This is a genomic window from Microbulbifer maximicatervae (SeqCode), assembly GCF_052468155.1.
Genome location: NZ_CP174335.1, coordinates 1,313,557 through 1,339,724 on the forward strand (window position 1 = coordinate 1,313,557; position 26,168 = coordinate 1,339,724).

The following is a 26,168-nucleotide window of genomic DNA, read 5'->3' on the forward strand; positions in this document are numbered from 1 at the left end:
AATCGTTTGGTGAGCCGCTCAGCTACTTTTAGTTTTCGTATGTGGCGAGCAGGTCCTTAGATTGGCTTTCCCCAAGACTCCCGCAGAGGTTTTTCACAGTTACCCTTGGGTTCCACGGTTACATTACCTGTTATCCACTTTCGGCATAATCGATTTTGGGGGCATGGCATAGGTCTAACCTAAAGGTTTAAACCTGCGCTTGGGAAGCATGAAAGTTCAGCCTACTATCGAAGCAGGTAAAGAAATATTGGGATGAAAAGAACCCTCAGGCGTACCCGTCCCCCTGGGTGCGTCTGACAAGTGCCCCACCCCAAGGGCACTGTCCCCTAGCCGGCAGCCCCCATCTGCCGGCTTTTTTTATTTCAGTAAATGACGCCATCACAGCAGAAAGCAAAAGTTGCTCGTAAATGCGCTTGCAAATGATAATGGTTCGCATTATCTTTAAGTTAAATCAAATATGGGGGGTTATCGGTGAATTTACGTTACTTGTGTGCCAACCATCGCCAATGGTTGACCGCTGACACGGATCGTGCGGAAAAGGCGTGGCTCGATTGGATTGAGCGCGGCAAGCTTTTGCTTGAAGAGTGCAATTACGCCGAAGCAATCCCTTATTTGGGATGCGCCTTCGATCTGGCCAGCTTTCTTCTGGAAAAGCAGTGGCCAACTTATGCCATTTCGGCAACGCGTTTTAGTGAAAGCGCTATCTGGTTAATGGCTGCCTACCGGGAGCTGGGTGATGAAAAACTTCGAAACTACATACTTGCCGGCGCCAGCTCAGTACTCGCCCGCGAGTTGGGCGATAGCCATAAGCAAAGGGTTGCGGCGGATTGCATCAGTTCACTCTACCCCGGAGAGACACAGCAGCAGGTACGCGAGTTCTCCACAGCCAGAATATCCGCCTGTATCAATGGCGGAAACAGAGTGCACTGAGGGGAATGAAAAGATGAATGCCAATGGCAATTCCCGTCTGCTGACGATTGCCATACACGAAGAAACCCTTGCCGCTCTTCTCGCGCAGAGGTACTTACATGCAGAGGAATTGCATTGTTTAACTCCGGGGGCACGCCGACGGCTGCACCGGGTACTGCTTCGCTCCCTGATCCCCGAACAGAAGCGCAAAGCAGCGGCAACTGGTGTGCCCGGAGTTCACTTTTAGGAATTTTCTCCGGTGTGAGAAAAATTGAAGTGCTTGTGTTGCTCGGGGGGCGCTGCCCCCGGGCTCCCAGCTCGTTCAATCGTCGGTGGGTGCGGCTTCCTCTGGGATTTCCAGCCACTCATTGAGCTTGCGCTCGAGTTTGTCCAGGCCTGTTTTTTTGGTCGATGAGAAGATCTGCAGAGTGACCCCGTGATTGAGTCCCTGCTCCTTGAGGGTCTTCTCTACGGCAAAGCGAGTGTTGTTGGCTGGACCGTTCTTCAACTTGTCGGCCTTGGTTAGCAGGATGTGCACTGGGAGCTCGGCCTCTACTGCCCAGGTGAGCATATGCAGATCGAACTCCTTGAGGGGTTGGCGAATGTCCATTAGTAACACGAGTCCACGCAGGCACTCTCGCTTCTCAAGGTAGGTGGCCAGATGGCGCTGCCACTCATCTTTCATACTGCGGGCGACCTTGGCAAAGCCATAGCCGGGCAGATCCACCAGGCGCTGCTGGTCGGAGAGGCGAAAGAAGTTGATCAACTGGGTGCGTCCCGGTGTTTTAGAGGTACGCGCCAACTTGTTGTTTTCCGTGAGCGCATTGATGGCACTGGACTTCCCCGCATTGGAGCGACCGGCAAAGGCCACCTCGGCACCAAAGTCCTCCGGACACTCAGTCAGGGTGGGGGCACTGGTGAGAAATTGTATGGAACGGTAGTTCAGTTTTGGTGGTTGGGCTTTAAATTCTGAATTTGACATCGTATAAGTCTGTTTATTCGGTACACTCGCTTGGCGCGCAAGTATATAATGCCGCCGTTTTCGCGTCGCAGGACTATCGGGGGCGGTGCGAAACGCCATCTCTCAGCGCGCAACGGGACGACGTATGAACAGCATTATCAAGAACACTGCTCTGGCACTCGGTTTAGTTTTCGGCTTGGGCGCCGTGCCCTTGGCGCTGGCTGCGGGCGACGCTGCTGCGGGCAAGGCAAAAGCCGCTCAATGTGCAGCCTGCCACGGTGCAGACGGTAACAGTATTGCTCCAGCTTTTCCAAAGATTGCCGGACTCGGCGAAAAATATCTGTATAAGCAGCTTAAAGATATTAAAGGTACACCAGACGGTAAAAAGGCCCGCGATGTGCCGCAAATGATCGGTCAGTTGGACAACTTCAACGATCAGGACCTGCAGGATATCGCCGCTTACTTTGCCTCGCAGCCAATGCAGCTGACCGGATCTGAGGCTATTTCCGTGAAGCTAAACAACGGTGAGGACGTCGACGGCCTGATGCTTGGACGTAAAATCTACCGTGGTGGCAATATGGAGACTGGTGTTCCCGCATGTATGGGATGCCACTCACCTGCTGGACTGGGCAATGCACCGGCCGGTTACCCTCGTCTGGGCGGTCAGTATCCAGAGTACATCGAAGCCCAGCTGAAAGCATTCCGTGTGGGTACCCGCAACAATGACGGTGAAGTTCGCACTATGCGCACCGTGGCCAAGCAACTCTCCGATGCAGAGATCAAGGCGCTGGCCAACTATATCGCAGGCCTGACTGACTAATAGTCACAGGGTTTGAGTACACTGAGGCCGGTCTGTAACCGGCCTTTTTTGTGCCTGTCGCCTGAGCATAAAGCCGCTTTCCATAGATGTACTAGGCAGTTTTTGCAGTGTTTCCTTGCACGAGGGTCCGGGAACTTAAATAATCTGCGTTGTCTATTGTGTCCTCAGTGGCTCGACAGCCCGCCGCTAGATGGCGTTCGCACCACTAAATAAAAGTTGGAGAAGACTTATGAGAGCATTTCTCGCCCCGATCACGATGGTTTTTGCTGTAATGTTCAGCCTCGTTGCCTGCGCCCAGGAAAGTGGCGAGTTTAAAGCGGGCCAGCACTATGAAGTATTGCCGCAGGCTGTACCACAGAAGAGCAACGACAAGATCGAAGTGACTGAGATGTTCTGGTACGGCTGTGCCCACTGTTTCACTTTTGAGCCAACTCTGGAGCGCTGGAAAGAAAAGATGCCCAGCGATGTTGCGCTGCTGAAATTGCCAGCAATTTGGCAGCCGGTTATGGATGTGCACGCTCGCCTTTACTACGTAGCAGATTCCATGGGTGTTCTGGAAAAGATGCACACGCCTATCTTTAACACCATCTACACTCAGCGCCAGATGCTGGCTGTCCGCGAAGGTCGCAACTGGGTGCCTGACTTAAAGGCTATCGAGGCTCTGTTTAACAAGCATGGTGAAGATGGTGCGAAAGCTGCGAAGCTGATGAATTCCTTCGCTATCAACAGCAAAGTTAAGCAAGGCATGGCCAATCAGCGCGCTTACAAAATGACCGGTACCCCGGAAGTAGTTGTTGCGGGCAAATACCGCATCAGTTCCTCTTTCCCCGGATATAAAGGTAAGAGCAATGGCCAGGAGCTGATGCTGCAAGTGGCGGATTACCTGATTGCCAAAGAGCGAGCAGATCGCGGCTAAGCTTTCCGATTGCAGAAACCCCGCCTCGAGCGGGGTTTTTTATTTCTACCCTAAGAAAGGTGCCCCGCAATCTGTCGAGAGGCTACTAACATCGATCAACCTTGCCCGATCCGGAAGCCACTAATGGGATTCAAATGGATTTTACTGTTTACCCTCCTAGCTGGCTTAATCGCACCTGTTTCAGCCCAGGACACTTCAAGCAGCAATACTGTGGCCGCTCAGGCCAGCAATCTTCTCTCCTATATAGCGGTAGACTACGACGATGCTGTAGAGAACGGGCAGCGACTGGACACTCCTCTGTATGAACTACAGAAGCAACAGGTAGAAGAAGTACTGCGCCTGGTCACTCAACTCCCCGATCGGCCTGGTCGGCAGGGTTTGCAGAAAAGCCTCTCGGACTTGCGTAAGGCGATTGAGGATAAGGATTCCAGCGCAGAGGTGCGCCGTCGAGCCAATGCAATCGCCGATCGCCTTGCTGCTTTGTATCAGCTGCAGCGGTCACCCAGTTACTCTTTGCCCTCGCCGGGTTTTATGATGCCTGTTTATCAGCAGCGGTGTGCCATCTGCCACGGTGTCGACGGTGAGGGTAGTAATGAAGGCCCAGCCCTCAATGATCTTGAGAGAATGGCGGGGTTCAGTCTCTATGATCTTTATAACACCCTGGACCCAGAAACTGACTCTATTCACACAGTCGACATTGATGGAGACTTGACCGGCCTACAGCGCTGGGCATTAGCGGTGACTGTCGCTGCTTTTCCAGTGGCAAATCAGTTGCCACCCTCTTCCGACTTGGCGACCCGTTACCCCGGCTTACTGGGACTGCCGGGAATGGCGACCACTAAAACGGCGGAACTTGATCCAACTCTGCAACAAGCATTGATGTGGTGGCGCGGAAACCCCCATCTTGTACGCACTCTGATCCCCCCTCTTATCAGCGCAATTGGCTTGCTGCAGCTGGCGGAGACGGACTATCGAGGAGGAGATATAACAGCGGCATACGGTAAGTTAATGCTGGCTTATCGTGATGGGTATAGGCCGTTACGACAGGAGCTGCTGATTCGTGACAAGGTACTGGTGGAGCAGCTTCAGGTCCAATGGCAGCAATTGCGGGGTGACTTGATTGGTGATGCCAGTTCTACAGAAGTTATTGCCGCGTTTCAAAATCTGCGGGCGGATCTCAATCTGGCCCACTCCAAGTTGGAGCCACCAGCGATGGGGGAGGGGCGATACCTATGGACTGCCGCTCTGTTTGCTTTGGCAATCGGTTTGGGGGCGCTGCTCTGGTGGGGACTGCGAAGACAAAAGCGAACTAGACTTTAAAAAGTTTTGTCCGCCATTTCCCGGCGCAGTAGTGAGGCCATACCATGTCAAAATTAGTTGCCACTGCCTTCATGATGTTACTGGCCCTGGATTGCCACAGTTCTGAGCCTCTGGATGCATTTCCAGAGGAGGTTGATGGCAAGTTACGTCACGTTATCAAGCTGCCCAAGGTTGTCGATGAAAGTCGCTTTAGGGTTGAGTTGATACCGGGAAAAAGCCAAGTCGCGGAATGCAACTTGCAAAGCTTTAGCGCCCCATTGCGCAAGGACATACTCCCAGGCTGGGGTTACCCCTTCTATGTCCTGTCCGACCTGACCCCGACCACAGATACGCAAAAGGTCTGTGCCCAAGGCAGTGAATCCCGGCGATTTATCACCGTGCGCGGTGATGGCTTGATGCTGCCTTATAGCAGTAAGTTGCCAATGGTTATATATCTGCCTCAGGGCGTGCAGTTAAAGTATCGGGTGTGGAGAGCAGACAAGAATTTTTCCGAAGCAAAATCCAGATAGTTGGACTACCGGTAAAAGTGACTTGCCATTCTTTTTGTGAATTTGTCGTAAGTTTGAATATTTTTAAGGTTTAACCTGCCACCGTTGTAAATTGCGTCTAGCCTTACTTTTCGAGGGATGTGAAAAATAGCGCCTGAGCGTTTTTTCACGCCGATAAGTGAGGCTTTAGCCCCGTAATCGGAAAGGAAAATTGGCGACTTCCCCAGTCGTCTTTTGAATAACCCGCCCCCTGTAATGTACTGGGGCCGATACCGTAGGGCAGCGCATGAAGTTTTTGCGTCTTTTACCAAAGCGGCATTTTATCAAGCCGGTTGTTCCATTTGTCACAGCAATTTTCCTAGCGATACCAATGTGGGCCTCGGCGGAGTCCGCCCAGCAAAAGTGGGCGGGAAATTGGCTGGTTGTGAGTGAAGGCGATGATCAATTAGTGTGGCAACTGCATGCCGATGGCTCCGGCTATGCCTATGGATTTAATGCCAAAGGCCTATTGACCCATGGTTTTGCCATTAACTGGCAATTGGATGGTGACCGGGTGCGAGTTAAAACGGGAACATCGGTGCGCTGTAAGGGCGGGATTGTATCTGTCGCATTTCGAGATTGGAGCCGTGCCACCCTCCTATTCGCAGTGATTGATGGCCGTCATTGGCTGCAGGCGGGCGGTGGACTTCTGAGCTTCCAGCGTCGGTTGGCTGACTGGCGAACCCCCAAGGCCGGAGCAAGTTGCCCGGATATTGTCAGTCGCTAGCAGTTTATCTCCGTGCGAACACTGTTTAATCCGCGCGTGGAAAAGATGAGTAGTGGGTGGGAATGGATAAAATTCTATCTCTTCCTGCCACTGCTAATTTTTGCCGTAAGTGCAAATGCCAGTGAAGTGAAACGAAAAACACTCAATGAAGGCTGGCATGCAAAATCACGCTACGATGCCAGTCAATGGGTTGGGGCCTGGCTGATTTCCCGCGATGGTGAAGCGCGGCATGTCTGGAGTCTCAAGCCCGATGGTACTGGGAGATCCTACGCTTTTTTAAGGCAAAATGGAGAGATGCAATTCGTATTTGGATACGATATTAATTGGTATTTTGATCCATTTACTCAAATGGCCAATATAAAGACCGGACGCAGAATTATTTGCAAGCGAGGGAAGATTTATCCCTATTTTCTCACTCTAAAATCCTACGAAAGCGACTATGCGGTGAGGGGAAAGTTTGCCTGGCAAACAACATGGACAGAAGTGAGTATTGGACGAAATCGCCTGCATAAATCCTATGTAGTTTTTGTAGCCCCCCTGTCCGCATGGCACGATCCAGATAGAGATTCACCCTGTCCCAAATTTCCCCGTGTGCGCCTGGAAAAGGATATTGATGCGGTGCTGAAGAGCTGGGAGGTTGAACAGGATTCGTCGGAAGTGGATACAACTCCGGCACCCAATGAACCGGAATTTGATGGTGAAGAGCTGAGAAATCCGTAACTTCTCACAGTCATTGGGGCAACTTCTCTCAATAAGAATTAATCCCATCAATATATTTTTAACTTTCCAACAGCTAAAATCCGACTTCTCTAAGCTTCAGGAAAACTCTTAAAAATATTTAGTTATTAAACTGCCAGCTCTGTTAGGAAAATAATTCTAAAAAAATGCGTGATCTTATTTTTTCCAAATTAAAATACGCTGCCGGGTAATAGAGAGCCCACAAAAAGTAGTTTTAGAGTTGGACTATTTTCACCTGAAAACAGGTATTAATCAGAAAGATTGATCCAAAAGCAGTGCGACCGTGTAGAAACCGGTCGTATTAATCAGGTTGGAGAAAACTTCCAGACGGCAAAGAAAGCATGAAAGCTGATCTATCCGTAGTGAGAGCATTGAGAACTTTGTATCCCAAGCTGCACGATGAAATCTATGTGTTTTGTCAGGTTTCAGATAGTCGGTTTACAGATATTTTGTCAGAGAGTTTGTGTTTCTTCCGAGAAGGTGAGGGAATGAGTGTGATACTGCCTCAACGTTCGGCTCGGCAATTAGATATTGCCGCAAGCGCCCCCTTTCGCCAAATCACTTTGCAGATCCTGGCTGGTCTTGATGCGGTGCGGGTTATTCCTGTGGTCGCCCAGGAATTAATGGAGGCTGGAATAGATACCAGCGTGGTATCCACACTACACCGTGACCACATTTTTGTCCCTGATGAGCGCGCGGAATTTGCAGTAAAAATTCTGCGCGGTATTCGAAATCGAGTTCAATATAGCTGATATGTAGCCTGCCAGTGCGTATCAACTACCCCCCCACAGAGCCTCATGGTGAGATTCGCCAACTGTTGCCTAATTTTTTTTATGTTCCCGGAACTATCAAACTAGCGCCGGGGGTCACTATCAATCGCAATATGGGAATCGCTCGCTGGCAGGATCACCTTACCTTGATTAATCCCATCAGATTGCGTCCACAGCAGGAGGAAAAGTTAAAAGATCTCGGGCGTGTGAGTCACGCGATACGGCTTGGCTATCACCATGGACGTGATGATCTCTACTACAGAGACCACTTTGATCTTACCTTTTGGACACAGCGCGGCTCAGATTTTTATCCGCCGAAAGCAGATAAGGTGTTGCGACAGGAGGGTGTTTGTCCAATACCGGGGGGGCAATTTATTGTCTTTTCCCAAAGTCAGTTTCCAGAGGCCGTATTGTGGCTCCCGTTTAGTGGCGGACTACTGGTCAGTTGTGATGCCTTGCAGTATTGGCAGTCATGGCATGGGTGCAATTGGCTTGGTAAAAACCTATTGAGGTTTTCAGGTATACGTCAGGGCATGCAGATAGCTCCCTCTTGGCGGGCGAGAATGACACCAAGTGATAAAGATCCAAGGTGTTGGATGCGGAATGATTTCGAGCAAATCTTAAGACGGCCTTTTTTGCATTTTCTTGCCGCTCATGGAGATTTTTGTGCGGATAATGCCTACGAAAAAGTAGCATGTGCGGTGGGGCGGGTGTTCCCCGGTTTTGAGAAAGCCGCATAGGCGAAATTAGCAACTGCTATAAGGATACTGTTTAGATAGCTCGGCTAAGTTTGCCCTAGATCGTGGTAAGATAGGTAATTGCTCGACGGTTCGCAGGCACCTCAATGTTAACGTTTGTGGCGCAATTCTATTCGACCTGTCCGTATCAACAATCACGCTTTTTTCCTGAGAAGTAACACTCCCCATGAGAATAAAGAGTCTATTGGGTGCCTTGGCTATGGCACTTCTGGTGGCTTGCACCACCTCAAGCTTTGAAAACACTGGTCCCACAGCAGATAGTGATTACATTCGCCAGGATATCAATTTCCTTGCGTCAGCGGAGCTTGAGGGGCGTGATACTGGCAGTGAGGGTTATCGCCAAGCAGCACAGTATGTGGCAGATCAGTATAAAAAAATGGGACTGATCCCAGCGGGAGAGCGAGGCTATTTTCAGGAAGTACCTTTTCGTAGCGCCAGCTGGAACGGGGATGAACCTAAATTTGTCCTGATAGGCTCAGACAGTGAAATCTCCATGCAATTTGGTGAGGACTTCCTCGCATCCCCCTCTACGTTGAGTGAACACTCGGGACTCAACGCTGAGTTGATATTTGTCGGTTACGGTATCGAGGCCCCTGACTACGATATTAATGATTATGCCGATCTAGATGTGCAGGGAAAGATTGTGGTTGCACTTGCCGGGCGCCCGCAGAGCTTGCCCAGTGAAGTGGGGGCTCACTACTCCTCTCCGCGCACCAAGCGTCAAGTCGCAGCAAAACATGGTGCTGTAGGTTATGTTCGCCTGTATACGCCTGAGCGGGAGAAGCGCCGCCCATTTGATTACTACGCTAAGCATCGCCTTGATGATACTTTTGACTGGGTGAGAAAGAACAATATACCGGGTAGTGCAATCCCGGGCATGCACCCGGGAGTTATGCTGAGTATCGCTGCGGGCAGCAAGCTGTTTAACGGCGCAGAGCGCAGCTTAGAAAGTATTTTTAGCGATATTGAGCAAGGAAAGATCCCGAAAGGCTTCACGCTTGAGTACCGTGCAGAATTAATCAGCAGCTCTAAGCATGAGCACCTAACCAGCCCCAATGTGGTGGCGGTGTTGCCAGGGAATGATCCACACCTTAAAGATGAATATGTTGTTTTCTCCGCACATCTGGATCATGTTGGAAAAAAAGAAGATGGCAAAATTCATTACGGCGCTCAGGATAATGCGGCCGGTATTGCCGTTATGTTGGAAACTGCACGCTTATTTGTTGAATCTGGTCAGAGTCCTCGCAGATCACTGCTGTTCGTTGCTGTTACCGCTGAAGAGAAAGGTTTGCTGGGATCGGATTACTTCGCTGAGTACCCCACAGTGCCACGGGCGTCTATCGTAGCCAACATCAACCTTGACATGCCCATGTTACTCTATCCATTCCGAGACATTATTGCTTTCGGTGCTGAACATTCATCTTTGGGGAAAATTGCGGAGCAGGCTGCAAATCGCTCCGGGCTAAAACTCAGTCCCGACCCCATGCCTGAGGAAGTTATCTTCGTGCGCAGTGACCACTATAATTTCGTTCGTCGCGGAGTTCCTTCTATTTACTTGATTACTGGAAGGGAGGCCAAAGATTCCAGCATCGATGGTACTGCTGCACAGATGGCTTTCTTACGTGAGCGATACCACAAGCCAGGAGATGCTGCTGACGAGCAGATTAGCTATGAAGCGGCCAAACAGTTTACCGAGGTGAACTACCTGATTGCCAGGGAAGTGGCTGACTCTGAAGCTAGGCCATATTGGTATGAAGGGGATTTTTTTGGAGAACTATTTGGTACTAATTAGATATTAGCGACTAACAGTTCAATTGTGAAAGAATTGTGCGTAATTTTTGTAAGATGAATATAGGTCTATGTTAAATTGCGCAACCTATCGGCTAGTTACCGATAATTAAAATATATAACACTAGGAGTAAATATGTTTAAGAAATACGCTTTGGGGGCTGTTGTTGCTGGATTGGTGACAGTAACTGGCTGTGCAAGTATCGTGAGTGAAAGTTCCTACCCGGTAACTATCAACAGCACTCCGAACGGTGCAAACTTCACTATCATTAATGAAGCGGGCTTGGATGTTCATAGTGGTGTAACCCCTGACACAATTACCCTGCCTGCATCTAATGGGTTCTTTTCTTCTGCAAGCTATACGGTGAAATACCAAATGGCTGGTTACAATGAACAGAGCTTTTTGATTGAAGCGGGTATGGATGGCTGGTACATCGGTAATATTCTTTTTGGTGGTTTAATTGGCTGGTTGATCGTTGACCCAGCAACTGGTGCAATGTGGAAACTGCCAGAGTCTGCGCATGTTACTCTGCAGTCAAATACCGCTGTTGCTCCGATCGGTGGGTTAAATATAGCTTCTATTGACGAAGTGCCGGAAGAGGCTAAATCACAGTTGGTACGAATTAAGTAATATCGTTGCCAGTTGTTAGGAAGCCACCCTTGAGGTGGCTTTTTTTTAATTAAGCTTGTTTACACAGCTCAATCCATCGTTCAATTCCTGCACTTCTATATTTTTGCCGCTGTAGGGCAAAATAAAACTCTCGCTGAAAATTTCTCTGTGGTACAGGGAGCTCAATTAAGGAGTTTCTCTTAAACGCCTCAGCTAATGAAACCCTGGATAAGCAGCTAATACCAAGTCCGGTCTCTACAGCTCGTTTTATGGCTTCCGTATGTTGTAACTCAAGTAAAATGTGAAGCTTGGGGAGTATGCCAGCCATGGCTCTTTCAAAAGTCTGTCGTGTTCCAGAGCCCGATTCCCGGGTGATCCAGGTCGCACCGACCAGGTCTTTATCGGCGAGGCGCTTGCGGCTTGCCAGAGGGTGGTTGGGCGCACAGAAAACAACCAGCTCATCATGGCGCCAGGGAATGATTTCCAAATCCGGGTGATTGATCTCTCCTTCAATTAATCCCAGGTCTAATTCAAAATTGAGCACCCTCTCGGCAATCGCTGCGGTATTGGCAACTTCCAGTTGTACTTGAGTACCGGGCTGCTCTTCCATATAACGAGCCATCACGCTGGCTGTCAGGTAATTGCCAATGGTCAGGGTGGCTCCGATCTTCAGGCTTCCCAGTTCCCGGTGAGTGGCCAGTGTCTGCTCAAGTTCCTGGGCTCGCTCCAGGAGTTCTTCCGCCCTTGGCCACAATTGCCGTCCCAGTTCATTGAGACGCAATCGCTTACCGGTGCGCTCGAACAGGCGCAACTCAAACTGCTGTTCAAACTCTTTCAGCGCTGTGGAGGCTGCGGACTGGGACATACTCAGGCTCTCCGCAGCACGACTGACATTCTCGTGATGGGCACAGGCAAGGAACACCTCTAACTGGCGGAGCGTGTAGCGCAAAGGGATATCTCCAGTTGATCGTTAAAATAGATAAGGAATATCGAAATATCCCACTTTGCCAATAGATCTTCTAGGGCTAAAATTCAACTATCAAGAGACTCGTGGAATAACCGGTTTTAAGTTTATGTCCAAATTGAATATAGAGAAGGTGTTGGAAGTCCATCACTGGAACGACACACTGTTTAGCTTCAAGACCACCCGGGATTCGGGTTTTCGCTTTGAGAACGGACATTTCACGATGATTGGTTTGCAGCAGGACAATGGCCGTCCACTGCTGCGCGCCTACTCTATTGCTAGTGCCAACTACGAAGACGAGTTGGAATTCTTCAGTATCAAGGTTCCCGATGGCCCCCTGACCTCCCGCCTGCAGAAGATTAAGCCGGGCGATGAGATCTACGTGAGCCAAAAACCCACCGGTACTCTGGTGGCGGACCACCTGCTGCCGGGCAAACGCCTGTGGTTGCTGTCCACGGGTACTGGCTTGGCACCTTTCATGAGCATCATCAAAGATCCCACGGTCTACGAGCGTTTTGACCAGGTAATCCTTACTCACGGTGTTCGCTATGTTTCTGAGCTGGCTTACCAGGAGCAGATCGAGAACGTATTGCCGGAACATGAGTACTTTGGCGAGATGGTACGCGAGCAACTGCTTTACTACCCAACCGTGACCCGTGAGCCCTATCGGAATACTGGCCGCCTGACTGATCTCATGCTGTCCGGAAAGCTTTTCACCGATCTGGGTGTGCCCAAGCCGAGTGTTGAGGAAGATCGCTTTATGCTGTGCGGCAGCCCGGCAATGCTGAAGGATCTCACCAATATCCTCGATGACTGGGGATTCAAGGAGACCCGCGCAGGTGTACCTCACGAGTATGTGATTGAGCGCGCTTTCGTCGAAAAATAAGTTGGTCAGTCCAGCGATAAAAAAACCACCCTCGCGGTGGTTTTTTTATGGGTGAAATACAGATTCCCGAAACTATCCTGATCTTGTGAAACCCCTGCCTTCTATTCTGACTTGAGGGGAGCTTGCTGGGAGTGGGTAGATGAAGCTGTTTTCACTGGGTGTATTACTGCTTTCCTTTTTCTGGCTGGGTGCCTGTACCCGGGTGCCGGAGGGGGTTGAGCCTGTCCAAAACTTCCAGCTACAGCGATATTTAGGTCACTGGTATGAGATTGCTCGATTGGATCACTCATTCGAGCGCGGCCTGACCCAGGTAACTGCCGACTACAGTCTCAACCATGATGGTTCTGTCGCGGTGATCAATACCGGCTATTCAAAAGCGCGTGATGCCTGGCAAATGGCGGAGGGGAGGGCCGAGTTTGTCGGCCCGAAAAATGTGGGCCATTTGAAAGTCTCTTTTCTTGGCCCCTTTTACTCATCCTATATCGTGATTGCTCTATCGGATGACTACCAATACGCGATGGTATCTGGCTACGATAAATCCTATCTGTGGATATTGTCCCGCACCCCAACCATGCCCAAGGATGTGTTGGAGCAGTTTTTACAGAAGGCCAAAGCTTTGGGGTATCCCGTCGACCAGATGATATTTCCCAAGCAAGAGGCTAAGCCGGGAAATAAACCTACGGCGAAGCCCTCAGGGTCGTGATCTATTCAAAAGCCTGCGTTCCCGCCACCAGCTTATACACACTAGTAACAGCAATATAAGGGCCGGCCATTGGCGCCCCAACAAAACCCTGTTTGCGTGATTATTTGCTTCTGGCCCCAAACGTGCGGCAGCCATTAGTTGGGTTTCCCTGGCATTCAGGGACTGCTGCCATAGAGGCCAGTCCTCTTTGGCAAAGATATAGAAGTCTAGTACCGACTCCCCTTCCAATTCAGTCCAAAGCTGGTGCCAACTTGAATTTTGGGGCCAGAAGCTGTAGCACTGACCCCGGGAACTTCTGCTTGCGGCGATTCCTTTGGTAGAGCGGGAGCTATCTTGAAACTCTGATAAGAATGGACTCTGATCAGAAAAAAGTGGGCTGCATAGGGTGATGCGTTCTTGTGTACGCGGTAACTCATTGGAGAGGATTACTGGCTGCTGACTACCCAAATGCTTGAGTTGGTAATCAATAATGGACTTCCACAGGCTGGCGAATTCAGTAGTAAAGCCACTGGTTAGCCAGCGATGGCTGTCACTAAATAGGATAAACCCGAGGTGTTGTGTCTCAGTCGAACGCCCCCAGAAAAGTGGGGGCTCTCCATTGCCCAGTAAAAAGTCGTAGGAGCCGGGCTGTGTGACTTTGAAGCCAAGATTACGCAGTGGGGGAATCTCCGGATTGTCCGCTTTTTGGTAGCCAAAGCCGGAATGTAAGTGGGTGGCTTCTTCCTTTTGTAGAGGCATGGATTGGGCAGCAGCGTATTGGAGAAACTCTTCAGAGCTATCGTCACTGACTAACCATAACAGTGACTTTGTAGTGGCCAGTTCGTTGAGCTGACGCTTTTGCAGAGCAGAAAATTGTGGCCACAAACTGCTGTCGAGTATCACTAAATCGAAGGGACTTTCATTCGTGAATAAATCCGCAGGCTCGGTAAGTGGAAGGCCGTTGAGAGTTTCTTTTCTACTAATTTCAGGTGCCAACTGGGTCATCACTTGTGCTGTTACACCGGATTGGCGCAGCCAGCGAGAGAGGGCGGCCGTCTCAAAAGAGGGGCGTGCCAGCCACAGTAACAATTTGGGTTGGAGCGGTTCACGCACCAGGATGGGTAAAGGATCTGTATGGGTTTCGCCGGCTTCGCTTTCCGTCCGTACTCGGTATAGCTGGGGGCCTGCGAGTTTTGGAGTGGCAGTGAGTTGTGCCTGAATTGTTTCTCCCACTTTTAGCTCAAGACTGTCTTCAATATGGCCGTAGGGATTGAGCAGACTAATTTTTACGTTTTCAGTCAGTGGCTGGCTGTTGTGAACCTTTAACTTTAAAGAATCACCCAAGGTAATTTGCCGCTGCCAGTCCAATTCCCAGCGGCCATCAGATTCCAGGATCTTCGATAACTCCAGACGTACCGGTGCCAGGTCCCGAAGTTTGTCGCGGCCGAGTGGCTCCCCATTGAGGGAGATATTTTCCACACCATTGAGATTTATTGGATGTGAGCTCGCCAGCTGTTTGCTGTCGATAGAGATATTGCGCTCGGTGGGAATGATTGCCGGCGGCTGCCAGAGCATCCAGGCACTCAACCAAATCGCCAGTTGCAGGCCATAGTCGAACGGCTTGGCACCTCGGCGGTGCAACAGAACGAGTGATGCTAAGCAGGCCAACAGGCACAGGCCGGGTATCAAGAAATCAATCACAATGACTTCTCCCCTTGCTGATGTAGCCAACGATTGAAATGGCCGTCGGCCTCAGCTTGCAAAGGCAGTGAAGGCGCAGACTCAGGTACTGGTAGTAGCTGATAGAGCAGCTGGCTCAGGGAGTCAGTGCAATCAACACAGTTCGGTTGTTGGTGGCGCTGCTGGTATAAACGCAGCTGTTTGGCGAGCTCCAGGCCAAGATCTAATGATTGCTCTGTGGCTAGCTCATTTATCTGCACTAGCAGATCGGTATCGAGTTCGGCGCCAGAGTCTACTTGGGCCATTAGGGCGAGCACCTGTGCTCTTTGTTTTTGTTCAAAGGCACTGTCGACAGTTTCTGGCGCTACGTCTTCCCGTTCACCGCTAAGCCGACGGCTTTCGTCTATGGGCGGCGCCTCGAAGCCGACTCTCTGTAAGTAAATACGCGAAGCCTGCTGTACTTCTTTGATAAAGCGCAGAGCCCGGTGCTGATGGGGCAGGGAGGCTTGGGGCTCTATAACCGACAGGTCGCGCCAGGAACTCCACATGGCATTCAGTGCATTGCGCAGTAGCTCCTTGGTTTGGGGATCAAACAGGGTGGCATGCTCTGAGCTGTCATGCTGATGCCCGGCAGAAGCAGCTATGCGCTCTGCCTGTTGGAAATGGGAGTCTCGCTGTGCAAAGGGAGTGGTATTTTCTTCGCCATGTGCCTGGTGCTCACCTTGTTCTGTATGATCGTGGCCATGGCCGTGTTCGGCTTCTTCTTTATCATCGTGCTTCTCGCTATCTGCGCCAGAATGCTCCGCTTCCGAATCCTCTTCGCCGAGAAAGCGGCCGTAGCGCATGCGCAGCAAATTCTGTTCATAGGCTAAACCCTCGGAGCGCTTGCGAAACTCCTGTGGATGCAGCTGCTCTCGCTCGGCTAGCAAGGCCTCGGTGTCAATAATCAGCTGGCGTTGGCTGCGGAAGTACTCCGGTAATATCTTAATCGCCATCCCCTCGCTGTCACTCAGCCCGAAAATCTCTTCTTGCGGCCAGCGCAAGATAAAGTGTTGGCTTTTGGCAACGTTGGCGCTGGGCTCGCGGTTATCCCTGGCCTCCAGATACCAGTAGAGTTCATCTCCCGCTTCCATGGAAAACTGGTGGATGGGCAGGAGGAAATCGTAGCGAGCTGCTTTCTTATCTTCCGAGGGGGTTGTTGATAAAGCAGTGGATTGCAAACTGGTGAGTGCAATACGCTCTTCGCGAAAACGTAAATTTTCCCCGGTGCCGCTGGCGAGGGTGACCAATAAATCTGCAGAGCTCACCTGGTAATCATCATTAATGATTACTTTCACGGGAATACCCTGGGTGCTCCCTTGAATGGTATCGACGCGCAGGCTGGGTGCCTCAAAGGTAAACTCCGGAGCATTGTCTTTTTGCACCCGAATATTATGAATTTCCGGCAATAGCATTTGGCTCTCCGCGAGTTGCACTGAGAGCTGGTAAAAGTCTGCTTTAGCGATTGTGCGTTGTAATTGCCATTTTTTACTGGGTAGATCACCTAGTGGAGAAAAGGCGAAGCGCTCAGTTTCGGCCAGCATTTCCAGCCCTTGCACCGGTTGATTCAATTCAAGTAGCCACTCGACCGCAGACTGCTCCGGCACATCGACTTGTAGGGATTGGTTGTTGGCTGTGAGCCCAGTGTAGGCGGGCGGCTGGATATGGGTTGCCGCGCGTGTTATGGCGAGCTTTTCGGCAACGGGAATAGCTGTATTTTGTTGCGTGGTCTCGGTTTTATCCCCAGTGAAGTGAGAATTGCTCAGCACAAATAACAACAGTCCCAGGCAGGCACCGAAGGCATTTGTCAGGGTACTGCGGAGTTTTTTTGGACCGAAAGACGACCGGTCGCCACTTTCCAGCAGTTGTTGCAGCTCTGTTTCGATACGCGTGCGCTGTAGTTGCTGCAATGGACTTAGGTTGGTTTTCTGTTGGCTAAGCAACTGGCTGCTGTCTTGCAGCTGTGGATATTGTCCATCCAACTGTCGACATAGGCTTTCAGGGCTAGGGCGCCAGCTGCGATCCAATAGAATTGCTACAACAGTAATTCCGAGCCAGGCGAGCAATAGCCACTGTGGCCAGCCGAATACAAAAATGCCCAAGCCAGCCAGAAGGCTGAGGCTAGTGGCAAGCCAGAGATAGGGCCGCAGGGCTGTCAGTTGCCAGCGCCTGCGCACAGCGTTAAGGGTGGACTCACGCTTATCCATGGTCGGCCTCCCCGTTACTATCGGTTGCCATGATGACTGCGGGTCGCGATAGGACAATTAGGCGTTCAAAAGCCAGAAGTAACAGTAGGGCGGCTATTAACCAGGGTTGCAGTTGTTCAATACGGCGGTTTTCTACCTCGCTGTCTTCTACAGGAAGGCCTGCCACTACTTTATTGGCAGACCAGTGGCCACGATTTTGGTGTTGCAGAGCCCAGTCTTGCCCAGACCAGTGCTGCCATAAACGTTCAGGTAAATCTGCGCGGCGATAAAAGGCCTCGCTGTACCAGTCACTTTCGTAGCGCAGCCAACTTCCCCGTCCCACTGAGGCCGCTTGAGCTGACTGGCTGTTATCCACAGCAACGAAGTTGAGATTATCGGCAGGGGGGATGCTGTTGTCGGTGATTAACAGGCTGCCATCTGAAACAAATTCCAGCACGGCTTGTGGCAGGGGAGCGGGGCCCGTGTAGATCAACCAATCTGCCTGCTCGGCATTGGGTGTCTCTTCTTGTTCCTGAATATGCACCGATAGTCCCGGCATATTGCTTTGCCAGTCTTCCAGCACTGGCGCCCACCAGCTGGGTGGTTTGCCCATTAAAGCGATACTCGGTAATACCGGGCTCGGAGCTATGGATGTTTTGTCGAGGCCGTGCCACTGCCAATGGGGACTGACTCTTAGTGCCTGGTGGGATGCTGGAACCCCGTTGTTTATCAACAGGATATGAGCCCTGCGCAAATCCGCCCGGCGTGATAGTACTGATAGAGTTTTCCACAGGTCCACATTTTGTGGTGGGGGTGAGGTTACGGAAGGTGTTTCTGGGGATAACCACAGTACTTTATAACCTTCCCCGACAAGCTGTGGCAGTGAATTGTGGATAAATGTATTCGCTTCGCCCGCCCCAATTCTGGGGTCTACCAGTATCACGCCCTCTTGGGGATAAATTTCCCGTTTAATCAGCGGCTGTGCCAATAAACCTGCCAGCAGTACGACGATTAGCAGGCGCAATAGCAGCAACCACTTGTTATCCACAATAGGGCGGCGCGCGCGACTCTGTGAATATCTTTGTACCCATTGCAGCGCAGCAAAGGAGATCTGCTGTGGATTACTTCGGCGCAGCAAATGAATGGCGATAGGGATAATCAGGGCTGTGAATAGCCATAGCCACTGTGGGGATTGAAATAAGTTATTTATCCACAACATCTCAGCACAACCTGCCGTGCAGTTGAATAAATTGCCGCAGTGACTTTTCCACAGGCTGCTCGATAAGGTCGGTCTGCAGTGAACACTCCTGTGTGGCAAAGCGTGCTTTTAACTCGCTCTGCGCTTGAGCAAAAGCATCCAGGTAAGACTGGCGTTGCCGCTCGGCATCCACTTCTAAAGTAGCGGGAGTACTGGCGCTTACTTCTGGATTGAGCAGCTTTAGCTCTCCGCCAAAAGGAAAAGTCTGTTCTGCCTCAATTAACAATTGCAGCGGTAGGCAGGGGCGACCGGCGGCGTGTAGGCGTGCGGCAAAATCGCCGATCTCATTGCCCTGTTGAAAAAAATCACTCAGCAACACCACCTGACAGGGGCGTTCAAAGTATTGCCACAGCGGCGCCAGTTGAGCGCGATCTGGCCAGTGGCCGCTGGCGTCGAGTTGTTGTAGCTGAAGGGTGATTTGACGCTGGTGGCTCTCGCCCTGGCCTTCGGGTACATAAACGGTCCGGCTGCTGTTAAACGCCAATAGGGAAAAGCTGTCTCCCTGGGCGTTGAGCAGCCAGCATAGGCTGGCAATCCAGCACTTGGCGTAATGCAGTTTATTCAGACTGGGCTCGACAAAGCTCGCCTGGCCCAGGGAGGCGCTGCTATCGAGCACAAAGCACACATGCATACGGCTCTCCTGCTCGGTCTCGCGCACATAGTAGCGATCACTGCGGGCAAACAGTTTCCAGTCGATATGGCGGATGGAATCACCCGCTTGATAGCCTCGGTATTGGTGAAATTCCAAGCCGGTGCCACGGCGCTGGCTGTGTTGCACACCGAGCATCACGCCCTCGGCAATATGCCGCGATAGCCATACCAGATCGCGACAGCTGGCCAGGGTTTTGGGGGACAGGTATTCCACGCTGATTAGCCCTGGCCCGGTTCAGGCACCGCTGCCAGTAATTCTTCAATCAGCTGTGGCATCTGCACGCCATCGGCCTGGGCCTGGAAGCTGAGCAGTACCCGGTGGCGCAGTACCGGCAGTAACAGGCTGCGGATATCCTCGCGGGTGACGGCGAGGCGTCGCTGCAACAGGGCCCGCGCCTTGGCGGCGAGAATCAGAGCCTGCCCCGCGCGAGGGCCGGCGCCCCACTTGATCCACTGTTGCAGGGTATCGCTGCCGCTGGTTTCCATACGGGTAGCGCGCACTAGTGCCGCCACGTAGCGGTACAAATCGTCGCTTACATGAATTTCCCGCACCAGTTTCTGCATTTCGCGCAATTGCTCCGCATCCAGGCTGGGGCTGGGTTTGACCCTGCTGGCACCGGTGGTGGAGCGCAGGATTTCAACTTCATCCCGCTCATCGGGATAGTCGATATGAATATTTAACAGGAAGCGGTCCAGCTGAGCTTCCGGCAGCGGATAGGTGCCGGCCTGCTCGATGGGGTTTTGTGTGGCCAGTACGAAATAAGGATCGGGCAATTTCAGTGTTTTACCGCCCACGGTTACCGAGCCTTCCTGCATGGATTCCAATAGGGCTGCCTGGGTTTTCGGCGGTGTGCGGTTAATTTCATCGGCGAGCAGGATATTGGTGAAAACCGGGCCCTGCTGGAATTTAAAAAAGCGCTTGCCGGTGCTGTGATCCTCTTCGAGGATCTCACTGCCGAGAATATCTCCGGGCATTAAATCCGGGGTGAACTGTACCCGCTTAAAATCCAACGCACTGGCATCGGCGAGGGTTTTTACCAGCAGGGTTTTACCCAGTCCCGGCACCCCTTCGAGTAGGGCGTGGCCGCCGGCCAACAGGCAGATCAGCATCTGTTCCACCACAGGTTTCTGGCCGACAATCACCCGCGCAATTTCCTGTTGAAGATTGTCGAGGCTGTGCAGTTGTTCTTCGATACTATTTTCCAGGGTGGTCAGCATAATCAGCTCGTCAGTGCGTAAATAACAATGTTCACCGCAAATTTTGTGTTATCGATGGCGAGCCAGCGTTTGTTGCGGTAGTCGTAGTCCCATTCGCAGCCGAAATCTTTGTTGCTGTAAAGCACGGCGATACGGCCGTTTACAACAATGGCTTTCAGGTAGTCGTGTACCAGATCATCACCCCAGCCATTTAATTCAAAGCTGGTTACCGGCAATTCATCGAATTGAAAGAAACAGCGGTAGAGGTCGTGATTGTCCGGGAGTTTTTGCAGGCAGTCTTCGCCAAACAGCTCGGCCATTTGCGCTTCGAAGGATTTGGCAAAGAGACCGTCGATATCGTGGTTGCAGTCGTCAACAAATACAAAGCCACCGCGATTGACGTAATCGCGAAAATTCTTTGCCTCTTCCGTAGTGAATTGCACCAGCTTGTGTCCGGCCAGGTAGCAGAAAGGCGCCAGCAGCATTTTCTTATCGGCCAGCGGCACTATGTGCTCTTTGGGATCAACCCTGAGATTGGTGTATTCCACCAGTGAATTGAGCAGGTTGGAGGGCATGCGCTGATCCACATCCCAGTCACCGGATTCGTACATCAAGCGGGTGAAATAAAAATCGTAGTGCTCCTGTGCACTACCCGGTGCTGTATTTTGTGCGCGTGTGCCCAGAGGCAGCGCTGCGGCGCAGCTACCCAGGATCAGGCGCTGAAGAAAAGCCTTGCGGGTGAGGGACACGGGATAACTCTGTTACTGCGTTGGTTTTTATTGTTGAGAGCAAAGGAAAGAAAGTGCTCCGTTCGAGACACGCTGTAAATACATCCCTGTACGCTCGTAATCGGCATCCATGCCTCATACGGTCCCGAACGGAGCACCTTCTTTCCTTCTACCCATTTATTTTCAATACTGGGAGCTGACTGGTTTGCTGGCCAGCTCCCGTGTGGATCAGTGGTTAGCCCAGCTTGCGCTTGGTATTGATCACATTGATACCGTCGAAGCGTGCTGTGGAACTACCGTGGGACACGGCACTGGTTTGCATCGGCTGTCCCTTACCGTCAAAGAAGGAACCACCCAGACGATAATCATCTTTGCCGCAGACCTGCGAACAGGCATTCCAGAATTCCTGGGTGTTGGACTGGTAGGCGACATCCTCCACCATGCCGGTAATCTTGCCGTCTTCAATCTCGTAGAACAGTTGTCCACCAAACTGGAAGTTGTAGCGCTGCTGATCGATGGAGAAGGAACCGGCACCCACAATATAAATGCCTTTCTCCACATCCTTGATCATATCGTCGACGCTCAGCTCCTCCTTGCCAGGCAACAGCGAAACGTTGGACATGCGCTGGAATTGCACGCTGGACCAGCTGTCGGCGTAGCAGCAGCCGTGGGATTCCTTTTGCCCCAGCATATGTACCTGGTCGCGGGTGGCCTGATAGTTCACCAGCACACCGTCTTTTACCAGATCCCAGTTGCGGGTCTTCACGCCTTCATCGTCGTAGCCGACGGCGCCGAGAGAGCCGGGCTGTACCTTATCGGCAAACAGGTTGACCTTGTCGCTGCCGTATTGGAATTTGCCGCTGCGCCATTTATCGATAGTGGCGAAAGAGGTACCGGCAAAATTGGCCTCGTAGCCGAGCACGCGGTCCAGCTCCAGTGGGTGGCCGACGGATTCGTGGATGGTGAGCCAGAGGTGGCTTGGGTCCAGCACCAGGTCGTACTTGCCCGGTTTGACCGATTTAGCCGTAAGCTTTTCCTTGGCTTGTTGCGCCGCCAGGCGTGCGTCTTCGGCCATATCGTAGGAGTCGCGGTAGAGCACTGTCTGTGCTTGGATCTTGTCTTCGGCGCGGCCATCCAGGTATTCAAAGCCGCGTCCTACCGGCTGGCTGAGGCCCTGGCGGGTACGGAAACCGCCAGTTTTCTTGTCCACTGCGGTGACCGAGAAGGGCGCCCACAAACGGTGAACGTCCTGGTCGATATAGGAGCCGTCGGTAGAGGCAAAATACTTTTGTTCATTCACCAGGTACAACATGGAGTTGATATAGCTGGCGCCGGCATCCATAGCGGACTTGTTCACGTCCATTAACAGGTCCACCTTGTCGGCCAGGGGGATCTGCATAGCGTTTTTCTGGATGGGTGTCTGCCAGCTCACCTCGCCGTGGCCTTTTACCGGAGCCAACTGTACGGGCTCCTGCTGGTACTTGGAGTTGGCCTTGGCGGTAGCTACTGCCTGGCGGGTGGCGCGAGCAACGCCATCGGCTGTCAGGTCATTGGTGGCAGCAAAGCCCCAGGTGCCGTTGGCAATAACCCGAATCCCCATGCCGATAGATTCGGTGTTCACCACGTCCTGCACTTTCATCTCGCGGGTGATCACGTATTGGTTCAGGTAGCGACCAATACGCACATCGGCATAAGTGGCGCCGAGTTTAGTGGCGGTATTCAGGGCGACATCGGCAAATTCTTTTTTTACCGAGAGATCAATACCGCTTTGCGTCAGTTTGCTCTCGGCGACCAGATTGCCGGACAGCGGCAACATGGAAACACCCAGGCCGGCACCGCTGAGCTGGAGAAATTTTCTTCTTTCCATTTCGTTATCCTCGATGGGTGCTGGCTGTTATACGGCGTCGGAAAGGCTGCTGAAGGTGAAGTCGCGCACTTTCAACGCGGGAATCATGGCGGACATGCCCCACATACCCACTCGCTGGGGGGCGCCCATATCTTCGATATTGTTGAGCATGATTACCGGGCTCTCGTTGAAGCGGAAGTTCTTCACCGGGTATTTGATCTTGCCGTTTTCGATATAGAAGGTGCCGTCGCGGGTGAGGCCGGTGAGCAGCATGGACTGTGGATCGACCATACGGATATACCAGGTGCGGGATACCAAAATACCGCGGCGGGTATTTTTGATCAGTTCTTCGGTGGTTTTATCGCCGCCGATCATAATCAGGTTGTTGGGTTCGGGGACCACTTCGCCTTTGCTTTGCTCGGCCCAGTAGCGGCTGCGCGCCAGGTTTTTCACTACGCCGTCTTTCACCCATTCGGTGCGTCCCAGCTGCATAAAATCACCGTCGGTCCAGGGTTGAGCCGGCACATCGAGGCTGGTGGGGTCGGAGTAGAAATTTACTCGCTTGTCGAACATCTTCTCGCCGGTACGGTTGCCGCCGCCCTTTTTGCTCATAAAGCTGCGGCCCTCGTCGGCACTGCGCGCATCGAAGCCGCTCATCATGTAACCCACCAGGCCGGACACCGCATTGGGCTCCAGGATCACGGTGTACTTGCCCGGTTCCAGGGCACGGGCTTCCTGGGACAGGACCGCTTTGTCGATGGCGACAGAGGAGGTGCTGCCGGTATTCATTGCACCGAAATCGGTAACGTCACTTTCGGCCCAACCAGAACCCAGGCCATTCTCGGTGCGCATAGTTACAGTGAAATTGGCAGAGGTAGAAGCGTGGTAGCCGAACAAGCCTTTACTGGTGGCGACTGCCGCAAAAGAACGCTGGTCTTCCAGGTAACCTGCGGCAACCACTTTCTTTTCCTTGGCTGCAATAATGGAATCTGCCGCAGCCTTGGCGCGCTGGTCTGGAGTGATATCTGCAGTGGACTTGGCGAAGCCGTCTACGCTGACATATTTCTGCGGTCCCAGCATCGGCATGGCTTCCGGGTTTTCCGGAGATAGCTTGGCCAACTCTTCGGCGCGACGCATCACTTTTTCGAGTGAGGCATCACTGAATTCATTGATAGTGGCCACACCGGATTTCTTGCCGAAACGGGCCTCTACGGCCAGCTCGATATCATTGACGATACCACTGGTGGAAACGCTGTTGCGCGCGTAGCGAATATTGCCGGTTTCGCTGCCGGCCAGCTGCGCGCTGGCTTCATCGGCGCGGCTGTATTTTAAAACCTTGTCGAGAATACGCTTCGCTTCACTTCTACTCAGAATGGCCATTGCCTTTTCTCCAATTACTTATTCTTGTGCGCCGCTCAGGAAATCTTGCGCTTGGTATTGATTACATTAATTTGGTCAAAACGGGTGGTGGAACAGCCGTGGGAGACTGCACTCACCTGGCTCGGCTGGCCCTTGCCATCGAAGAAGGTTCCGCCCAAGCGGTAATCACTGCTGTCGCAAATCGCCGAGCAGGAATTCCAGAATTCCTGGGTATTGGACTGGTAGGCGACGTCCTCAACCTGGCCGACGATCTCGCCGTTTTTGATCTCGTAGAACAGCTGCCCGCCGAATTGGAAGTTGTAGCGCTGCTGGTCGATGGAATAAGAGCCGCGTCCGACAATGTAAATGCCTTTTTCCACATCGCGGATCATGTCTTTGGCTGAGTACTTCTTCTCGCCCGGAGCCAGGGAGACATTGGGCATGCGCTGGAACTGCACACTGGACCAGCTATCGCCATAGCTACAACCGTGGGATTCCTTTTGGTCGATCATATGCACCTGATCGCGGGTAGCCTGGTAGTTCACCAGGATGCCATCTTTTACCAAGTCCCAACGCTTGGTTTTTACCCCCTCGTCGTCATAGGCGACGGCACCGAGGGAGCCCGGTTGCACCTTGTCGGCAAACAGGGTGACCTTATCGCTGCCGTACTGGAATTTACCGCTGCGCCACTTATCCAGGGTGGCGAAGGAAGTTCCCGCATAGTTGGCCTCGTAACCCAGCACGCGGTCCAGCTCTAATGGGTGACCCACAGATTCGTGGATGGTCAGGCACAGATGTGAGGGTTCCAGTACCAAATCGTACTTGCCCGGATCGATGGACTTGGCTGACAGCTTGGCCTGGGCTTGCTCGGCTGCGAGCACTGCATCCTCGGCCATATCATAGGAAGCTTTGTAGAGCGTGGTCTGACCGCGAATCTTGTCTTTGTCGTGACCGGCCAGGTATTCATAGCCTCTCCCCACTGGGTCACTGAGACCGTTGCGAGTCTTGAAAGCACCGCTCTGCTTATCAACAGCGGTCACCTGCATAGGTGCCCATAGGCGATGGACATCCTGGTCAATATAGGAGCCGTCGCTAGAAGCAAAGTACTTTTGCTCATTCACCAAATACAGGGAAGAGCGGATATAGCTGGCCCCAGCTTTGAGTGCCCCATTGTTAACATCCATCAGGAAATCGACTTTTTCACTGATGGGGACCTGCAGGGCATTTTGTTCGATAGGTGTCTGCCAGGAAACCTCGCCCACGCCTTTTACCGGTGCCAAACGCACGGGCTCGGTTTGGTACTTGGCATTGGCCTTAGCTACGGCAACTGCTTGGCGCGCGGCAAGGGCGACGCCATCCGCTGTAAGGTCGTTGGTGGCGGCGAAGCCCCAGGTACCATTGGCGATCACACGAATACCAGCGCCAAGGGATTCTGTGTTGACGATATTCTCCACGTTGGTTTCGCGGGTCATAACGTACTGGTTCAGATAGCGGCCGATACGCACATCGGTATAACTGGCCCCGGCTTTGCGCGCGGTATTCAGGACTACATCAGCCAGGTGTCTTTTATGGGAGCTGTGCATGCCCTCATTGAGCAGCTGCTCGGCGCTGACCTGAATGCCCTGTAGAGGCAACAAAATACCACTGGAGCCGACGCCGGCGATCTTGAGGAATTTTCTTCTTTCCATTGGCTACCTTTACCCCACGAGAGCACGAGCACTCTCTCGGGTACTTATTGTTATTACGACTGACGCTGGAGGCCTTGTGTGCACGGAGGTCAGACTTTGGATACGCACAACTAACAGGACCAACCTAAAGTTGTAAAGTACTCGCTCGGTAAAGTGAAGT

General features: G+C 52.1%; 25 protein-coding genes. 14 read left to right on the forward strand and 11 right to left on the reverse strand.

The features are described from left to right. The first annotated feature begins 471 nt into the window (after nucleotides 1-471). Together ACJJIY_RS05615 and ACJJIY_RS05620 are read left to right on the forward strand one after the other, a co-directional pair. Nucleotides 472-930, forward strand: coding sequence for a hypothetical protein (locus tag ACJJIY_RS05615; RefSeq protein ID WP_413663928.1), 459 nt, complete (start codon nucleotides 472-474; stop codon nucleotides 928-930). A gap of 13 nt (nucleotides 931-943) precedes the next feature. Further along, on the forward strand, nucleotides 944-1,156 hold the full coding sequence (locus ACJJIY_RS05620; protein ID WP_444911863.1) for a hypothetical protein: 213 nt from the start codon (nucleotides 944-946) through the stop codon (nucleotides 1,154-1,156). Between the two features lie 75 nt (nucleotides 1,157-1,231). Here ACJJIY_RS05620 and yihA read toward each other — a convergent pair whose 3' ends face one another. Further along, a complete protein-coding gene (gene yihA, locus ACJJIY_RS05625) occupies nucleotides 1,232-1,891 on the reverse strand; it encodes a ribosome biogenesis GTP-binding protein YihA/YsxC (RefSeq protein ID WP_444895556.1) in 660 nt (219 codons plus the stop codon). 124 nt (nucleotides 1,892-2,015) lie between these two features. Between yihA and ACJJIY_RS05630 the strand changes: the two genes are divergently transcribed. The 10 genes from ACJJIY_RS05630 (at nucleotide 2,016) to ACJJIY_RS05675 (ending at nucleotide 10,865) form a co-directional block, all read left to right on the forward strand. Beyond that, a complete protein-coding gene (locus tag ACJJIY_RS05630) occupies nucleotides 2,016-2,690 on the forward strand; it encodes a c-type cytochrome (RefSeq protein ID WP_444906752.1) in 675 nt (224 codons plus the stop codon). Between the two features lie 229 nt (nucleotides 2,691-2,919). Then, nucleotides 2,920-3,606 carry a thiol:disulfide interchange protein DsbA/DsbL gene (locus tag ACJJIY_RS05635; protein ID WP_413663932.1) on the forward strand — a complete coding sequence of 229 codons (687 nt, stop codon included), beginning with the start codon at nucleotides 2,920-2,922 and terminating at the stop codon, nucleotides 3,604-3,606. 123 nt (nucleotides 3,607-3,729) lie between these two features. After that, nucleotides 3,730-4,926, forward strand: a complete 1,197-nt coding sequence (locus ACJJIY_RS05640; RefSeq protein WP_445359241.1) for a hypothetical protein — start codon at nucleotides 3,730-3,732, stop codon at nucleotides 4,924-4,926. Between the two features lie 44 nt (nucleotides 4,927-4,970). Beyond that, nucleotides 4,971-5,435, forward strand: a complete 465-nt coding sequence (locus ACJJIY_RS05645; protein ID WP_444926362.1) for an ecotin family protein — start codon at nucleotides 4,971-4,973, stop codon at nucleotides 5,433-5,435. Nucleotides 5,436-5,700: 265 nt separating this feature from the next. Next, nucleotides 5,701-6,180, forward strand: coding sequence for a hypothetical protein (locus ACJJIY_RS05650; RefSeq protein ID WP_445359242.1), 480 nt, complete (start codon nucleotides 5,701-5,703; stop codon nucleotides 6,178-6,180). Nucleotides 6,181-6,225: 45 nt separating this feature from the next. Further along, nucleotides 6,226-6,900 carry a hypothetical protein gene (locus ACJJIY_RS05655; protein WP_445359243.1) on the forward strand — a complete coding sequence of 225 codons (675 nt, stop codon included), beginning with the start codon at nucleotides 6,226-6,228 and terminating at the stop codon, nucleotides 6,898-6,900. Between the two features lie 359 nt (nucleotides 6,901-7,259). Continuing rightward, nucleotides 7,260-7,670, forward strand: coding sequence for an ACT domain-containing protein (locus tag ACJJIY_RS05660; protein ID WP_444911866.1), 411 nt, complete (start codon nucleotides 7,260-7,262; stop codon nucleotides 7,668-7,670). Between the two features lie 14 nt (nucleotides 7,671-7,684). After that, entirely contained in the window at nucleotides 7,685-8,428 is a 744-nt protein-coding gene (locus ACJJIY_RS05665) for a hypothetical protein (protein WP_445359244.1), read from the forward strand. A 184-nt stretch (nucleotides 8,429-8,612) separates the two neighbouring features. Then, nucleotides 8,613-10,238, forward strand: coding sequence for a M28 family metallopeptidase (locus ACJJIY_RS05670; RefSeq protein ID WP_445359245.1), 1,626 nt, complete (start codon nucleotides 8,613-8,615; stop codon nucleotides 10,236-10,238). Nucleotides 10,239-10,370: 132 nt separating this feature from the next. Further along, entirely contained in the window at nucleotides 10,371-10,865 is a 495-nt protein-coding gene (locus ACJJIY_RS05675; protein WP_444895551.1) for a hypothetical protein, read from the forward strand. Nucleotides 10,866-10,914: 49 nt separating this feature from the next. Here the strand turns inward: ACJJIY_RS05675 and ACJJIY_RS05680 are convergent, their stop codons facing one another. Further along, nucleotides 10,915-11,793, reverse strand: a complete 879-nt coding sequence (locus ACJJIY_RS05680) for a LysR family transcriptional regulator (protein WP_445359246.1) — start codon at nucleotides 11,791-11,793, stop codon at nucleotides 10,915-10,917. A 124-nt stretch (nucleotides 11,794-11,917) separates the two neighbouring features. Here ACJJIY_RS05680 and ACJJIY_RS05685 point away from each other — a divergent pair, with 124 nt between their 5' ends. Both ACJJIY_RS05685 and ACJJIY_RS05690 read left to right on the forward strand, forming a co-directional pair. Next, nucleotides 11,918-12,694, forward strand: a complete 777-nt coding sequence (locus ACJJIY_RS05685) for a ferredoxin--NADP reductase (protein ID WP_445359247.1) — start codon at nucleotides 11,918-11,920, stop codon at nucleotides 12,692-12,694. A gap of 139 nt (nucleotides 12,695-12,833) precedes the next feature. Then, nucleotides 12,834-13,397, forward strand: coding sequence for a lipocalin family protein (locus ACJJIY_RS05690; RefSeq protein WP_445359248.1), 564 nt, complete (start codon nucleotides 12,834-12,836; stop codon nucleotides 13,395-13,397). On the opposite strand, the gene ACJJIY_RS05695 is transcribed toward ACJJIY_RS05690, so the two are convergent. From ACJJIY_RS05695 to ACJJIY_RS05735, 9 genes are all read right to left on the reverse strand, one after another. Then, nucleotides 13,386-15,077: a hypothetical protein gene (locus ACJJIY_RS05695; RefSeq protein WP_445359249.1), complete on the reverse strand. Its 1,692-nt coding sequence runs from the start codon at nucleotides 15,075-15,077 to the stop codon at nucleotides 13,386-13,388. The two genes, ACJJIY_RS05690 and ACJJIY_RS05695, sit on opposite strands and share 12 nt — an antisense overlap. Next, on the reverse strand, nucleotides 15,074-17,302 hold the full coding sequence (locus ACJJIY_RS05700; protein ID WP_445359250.1) for a hypothetical protein: 2,229 nt from the start codon (nucleotides 17,300-17,302) through the stop codon (nucleotides 15,074-15,076). The genes ACJJIY_RS05695 and ACJJIY_RS05700 overlap by 4 nt, the downstream gene beginning before the upstream one ends. Continuing rightward, on the reverse strand, nucleotides 17,295-18,500 hold the full coding sequence (locus ACJJIY_RS05705; RefSeq protein ID WP_445359251.1) for a BatA domain-containing protein: 1,206 nt from the start codon (nucleotides 18,498-18,500) through the stop codon (nucleotides 17,295-17,297). The genes ACJJIY_RS05700 and ACJJIY_RS05705 overlap by 8 nt, the downstream gene beginning before the upstream one ends. Before the next feature lies 1 nt (nucleotide 18,501). Next, nucleotides 18,502-19,404 carry a DUF58 domain-containing protein gene (locus tag ACJJIY_RS05710; RefSeq protein WP_445359252.1) on the reverse strand — a complete coding sequence of 301 codons (903 nt, stop codon included), beginning with the start codon at nucleotides 19,402-19,404 and terminating at the stop codon, nucleotides 18,502-18,504. A 5-nt stretch (nucleotides 19,405-19,409) separates the two neighbouring features. Beyond that, entirely contained in the window at nucleotides 19,410-20,408 is a 999-nt protein-coding gene (locus ACJJIY_RS05715) for an AAA family ATPase (RefSeq protein WP_444940293.1), read from the reverse strand. A 2-nt stretch (nucleotides 20,409-20,410) separates the two neighbouring features. Beyond that, nucleotides 20,411-21,136 (reverse strand): DUF4159 domain-containing protein, encoded by a 726-nt coding sequence (locus tag ACJJIY_RS05720; RefSeq protein ID WP_282930459.1) that lies wholly within the window; start codon nucleotides 21,134-21,136, stop codon nucleotides 20,411-20,413. Nucleotides 21,137-21,350: 214 nt separating this feature from the next. After that, nucleotides 21,351-22,982, reverse strand: a complete 1,632-nt coding sequence (locus tag ACJJIY_RS05725; protein WP_444891653.1) for a TldD/PmbA family protein — start codon at nucleotides 22,980-22,982, stop codon at nucleotides 21,351-21,353. A 27-nt stretch (nucleotides 22,983-23,009) separates the two neighbouring features. Continuing rightward, nucleotides 23,010-24,341, reverse strand: a complete 1,332-nt coding sequence (locus ACJJIY_RS05730; RefSeq protein ID WP_445359253.1) for a TldD/PmbA family protein — start codon at nucleotides 24,339-24,341, stop codon at nucleotides 23,010-23,012. Between the two features lie 35 nt (nucleotides 24,342-24,376). After that, entirely contained in the window at nucleotides 24,377-26,008 is a 1,632-nt protein-coding gene (locus ACJJIY_RS05735) for a TldD/PmbA family protein (protein ID WP_413663966.1), read from the reverse strand. Between the last annotated feature and the right edge of the window lie 160 nt (nucleotides 26,009-26,168).

Bases quoted from the DNA above. Each gene is read 5' to 3' on its own strand.
- ACJJIY_RS05700 (WP_445359250.1), bottom strand. From the start codon at position 17,302: ATGGATAAGCGTGAGTCCACCCTTAACGCTGTGCGCAGGCGCTGGCAA.
- ACJJIY_RS05670 (WP_445359245.1), top strand. From the start codon at position 8,613: ATGAGAATAAAGAGTCTATTGGGTGCCTTGGCTATGGCACTTCTGGTG.
- ACJJIY_RS05715 (WP_444940293.1), bottom strand. From the start codon at position 20,408: ATGCTGACCACCCTGGAAAATAGTATCGAAGAACAACTGCACAGCCTC.
- ACJJIY_RS05630 (WP_444906752.1), top strand. From the start codon at position 2,016: ATGAACAGCATTATCAAGAACACTGCTCTGGCACTCGGTTTAGTTTTC.
- ACJJIY_RS05650 (WP_445359242.1), top strand. From the start codon at position 5,701: ATGAAGTTTTTGCGTCTTTTACCAAAGCGGCATTTTATCAAGCCGGTT.
- yihA (WP_444895556.1), bottom strand. From the start codon at position 1,891: ATGTCAAATTCAGAATTTAAAGCCCAACCACCAAAACTGAACTACCGT.
- ACJJIY_RS05655 (WP_445359243.1), top strand. From the start codon at position 6,226: ATGAGTAGTGGGTGGGAATGGATAAAATTCTATCTCTTCCTGCCACTG.
- ACJJIY_RS05645 (WP_444926362.1), top strand. From the start codon at position 4,971: ATGTCAAAATTAGTTGCCACTGCCTTCATGATGTTACTGGCCCTGGAT.
- ACJJIY_RS05660 (WP_444911866.1), top strand. From the start codon at position 7,260: ATGAAAGCTGATCTATCCGTAGTGAGAGCATTGAGAACTTTGTATCCC.
- ACJJIY_RS05730 (WP_445359253.1), bottom strand. From the start codon at position 24,341: ATGGCCATTCTGAGTAGAAGTGAAGCGAAGCGTATTCTCGACAAGGTT.
- ACJJIY_RS05620 (WP_444911863.1), top strand. From the start codon at position 944: ATGAATGCCAATGGCAATTCCCGTCTGCTGACGATTGCCATACACGAA.
- ACJJIY_RS05690 (WP_445359248.1), top strand. From the start codon at position 12,834: ATGAAGCTGTTTTCACTGGGTGTATTACTGCTTTCCTTTTTCTGGCTG.
- ACJJIY_RS05635 (WP_413663932.1), top strand. From the start codon at position 2,920: ATGAGAGCATTTCTCGCCCCGATCACGATGGTTTTTGCTGTAATGTTC.
- ACJJIY_RS05685 (WP_445359247.1), top strand. From the start codon at position 11,918: ATGTCCAAATTGAATATAGAGAAGGTGTTGGAAGTCCATCACTGGAAC.
- ACJJIY_RS05640 (WP_445359241.1), top strand. From the start codon at position 3,730: ATGGGATTCAAATGGATTTTACTGTTTACCCTCCTAGCTGGCTTAATC.
- ACJJIY_RS05725 (WP_444891653.1), bottom strand. From the start codon at position 22,982: ATGGAAAGAAGAAAATTTCTCCAGCTCAGCGGTGCCGGCCTGGGTGTT.
- ACJJIY_RS05675 (WP_444895551.1), top strand. From the start codon at position 10,371: ATGTTTAAGAAATACGCTTTGGGGGCTGTTGTTGCTGGATTGGTGACA.
- ACJJIY_RS05705 (WP_445359251.1), bottom strand. From the start codon at position 18,500: ATGTTGTGGATAAATAACTTATTTCAATCCCCACAGTGGCTATGGCTA.
- ACJJIY_RS05735 (WP_413663966.1), bottom strand. From the start codon at position 26,008: ATGGAAAGAAGAAAATTCCTCAAGATCGCCGGCGTCGGCTCCAGTGGT.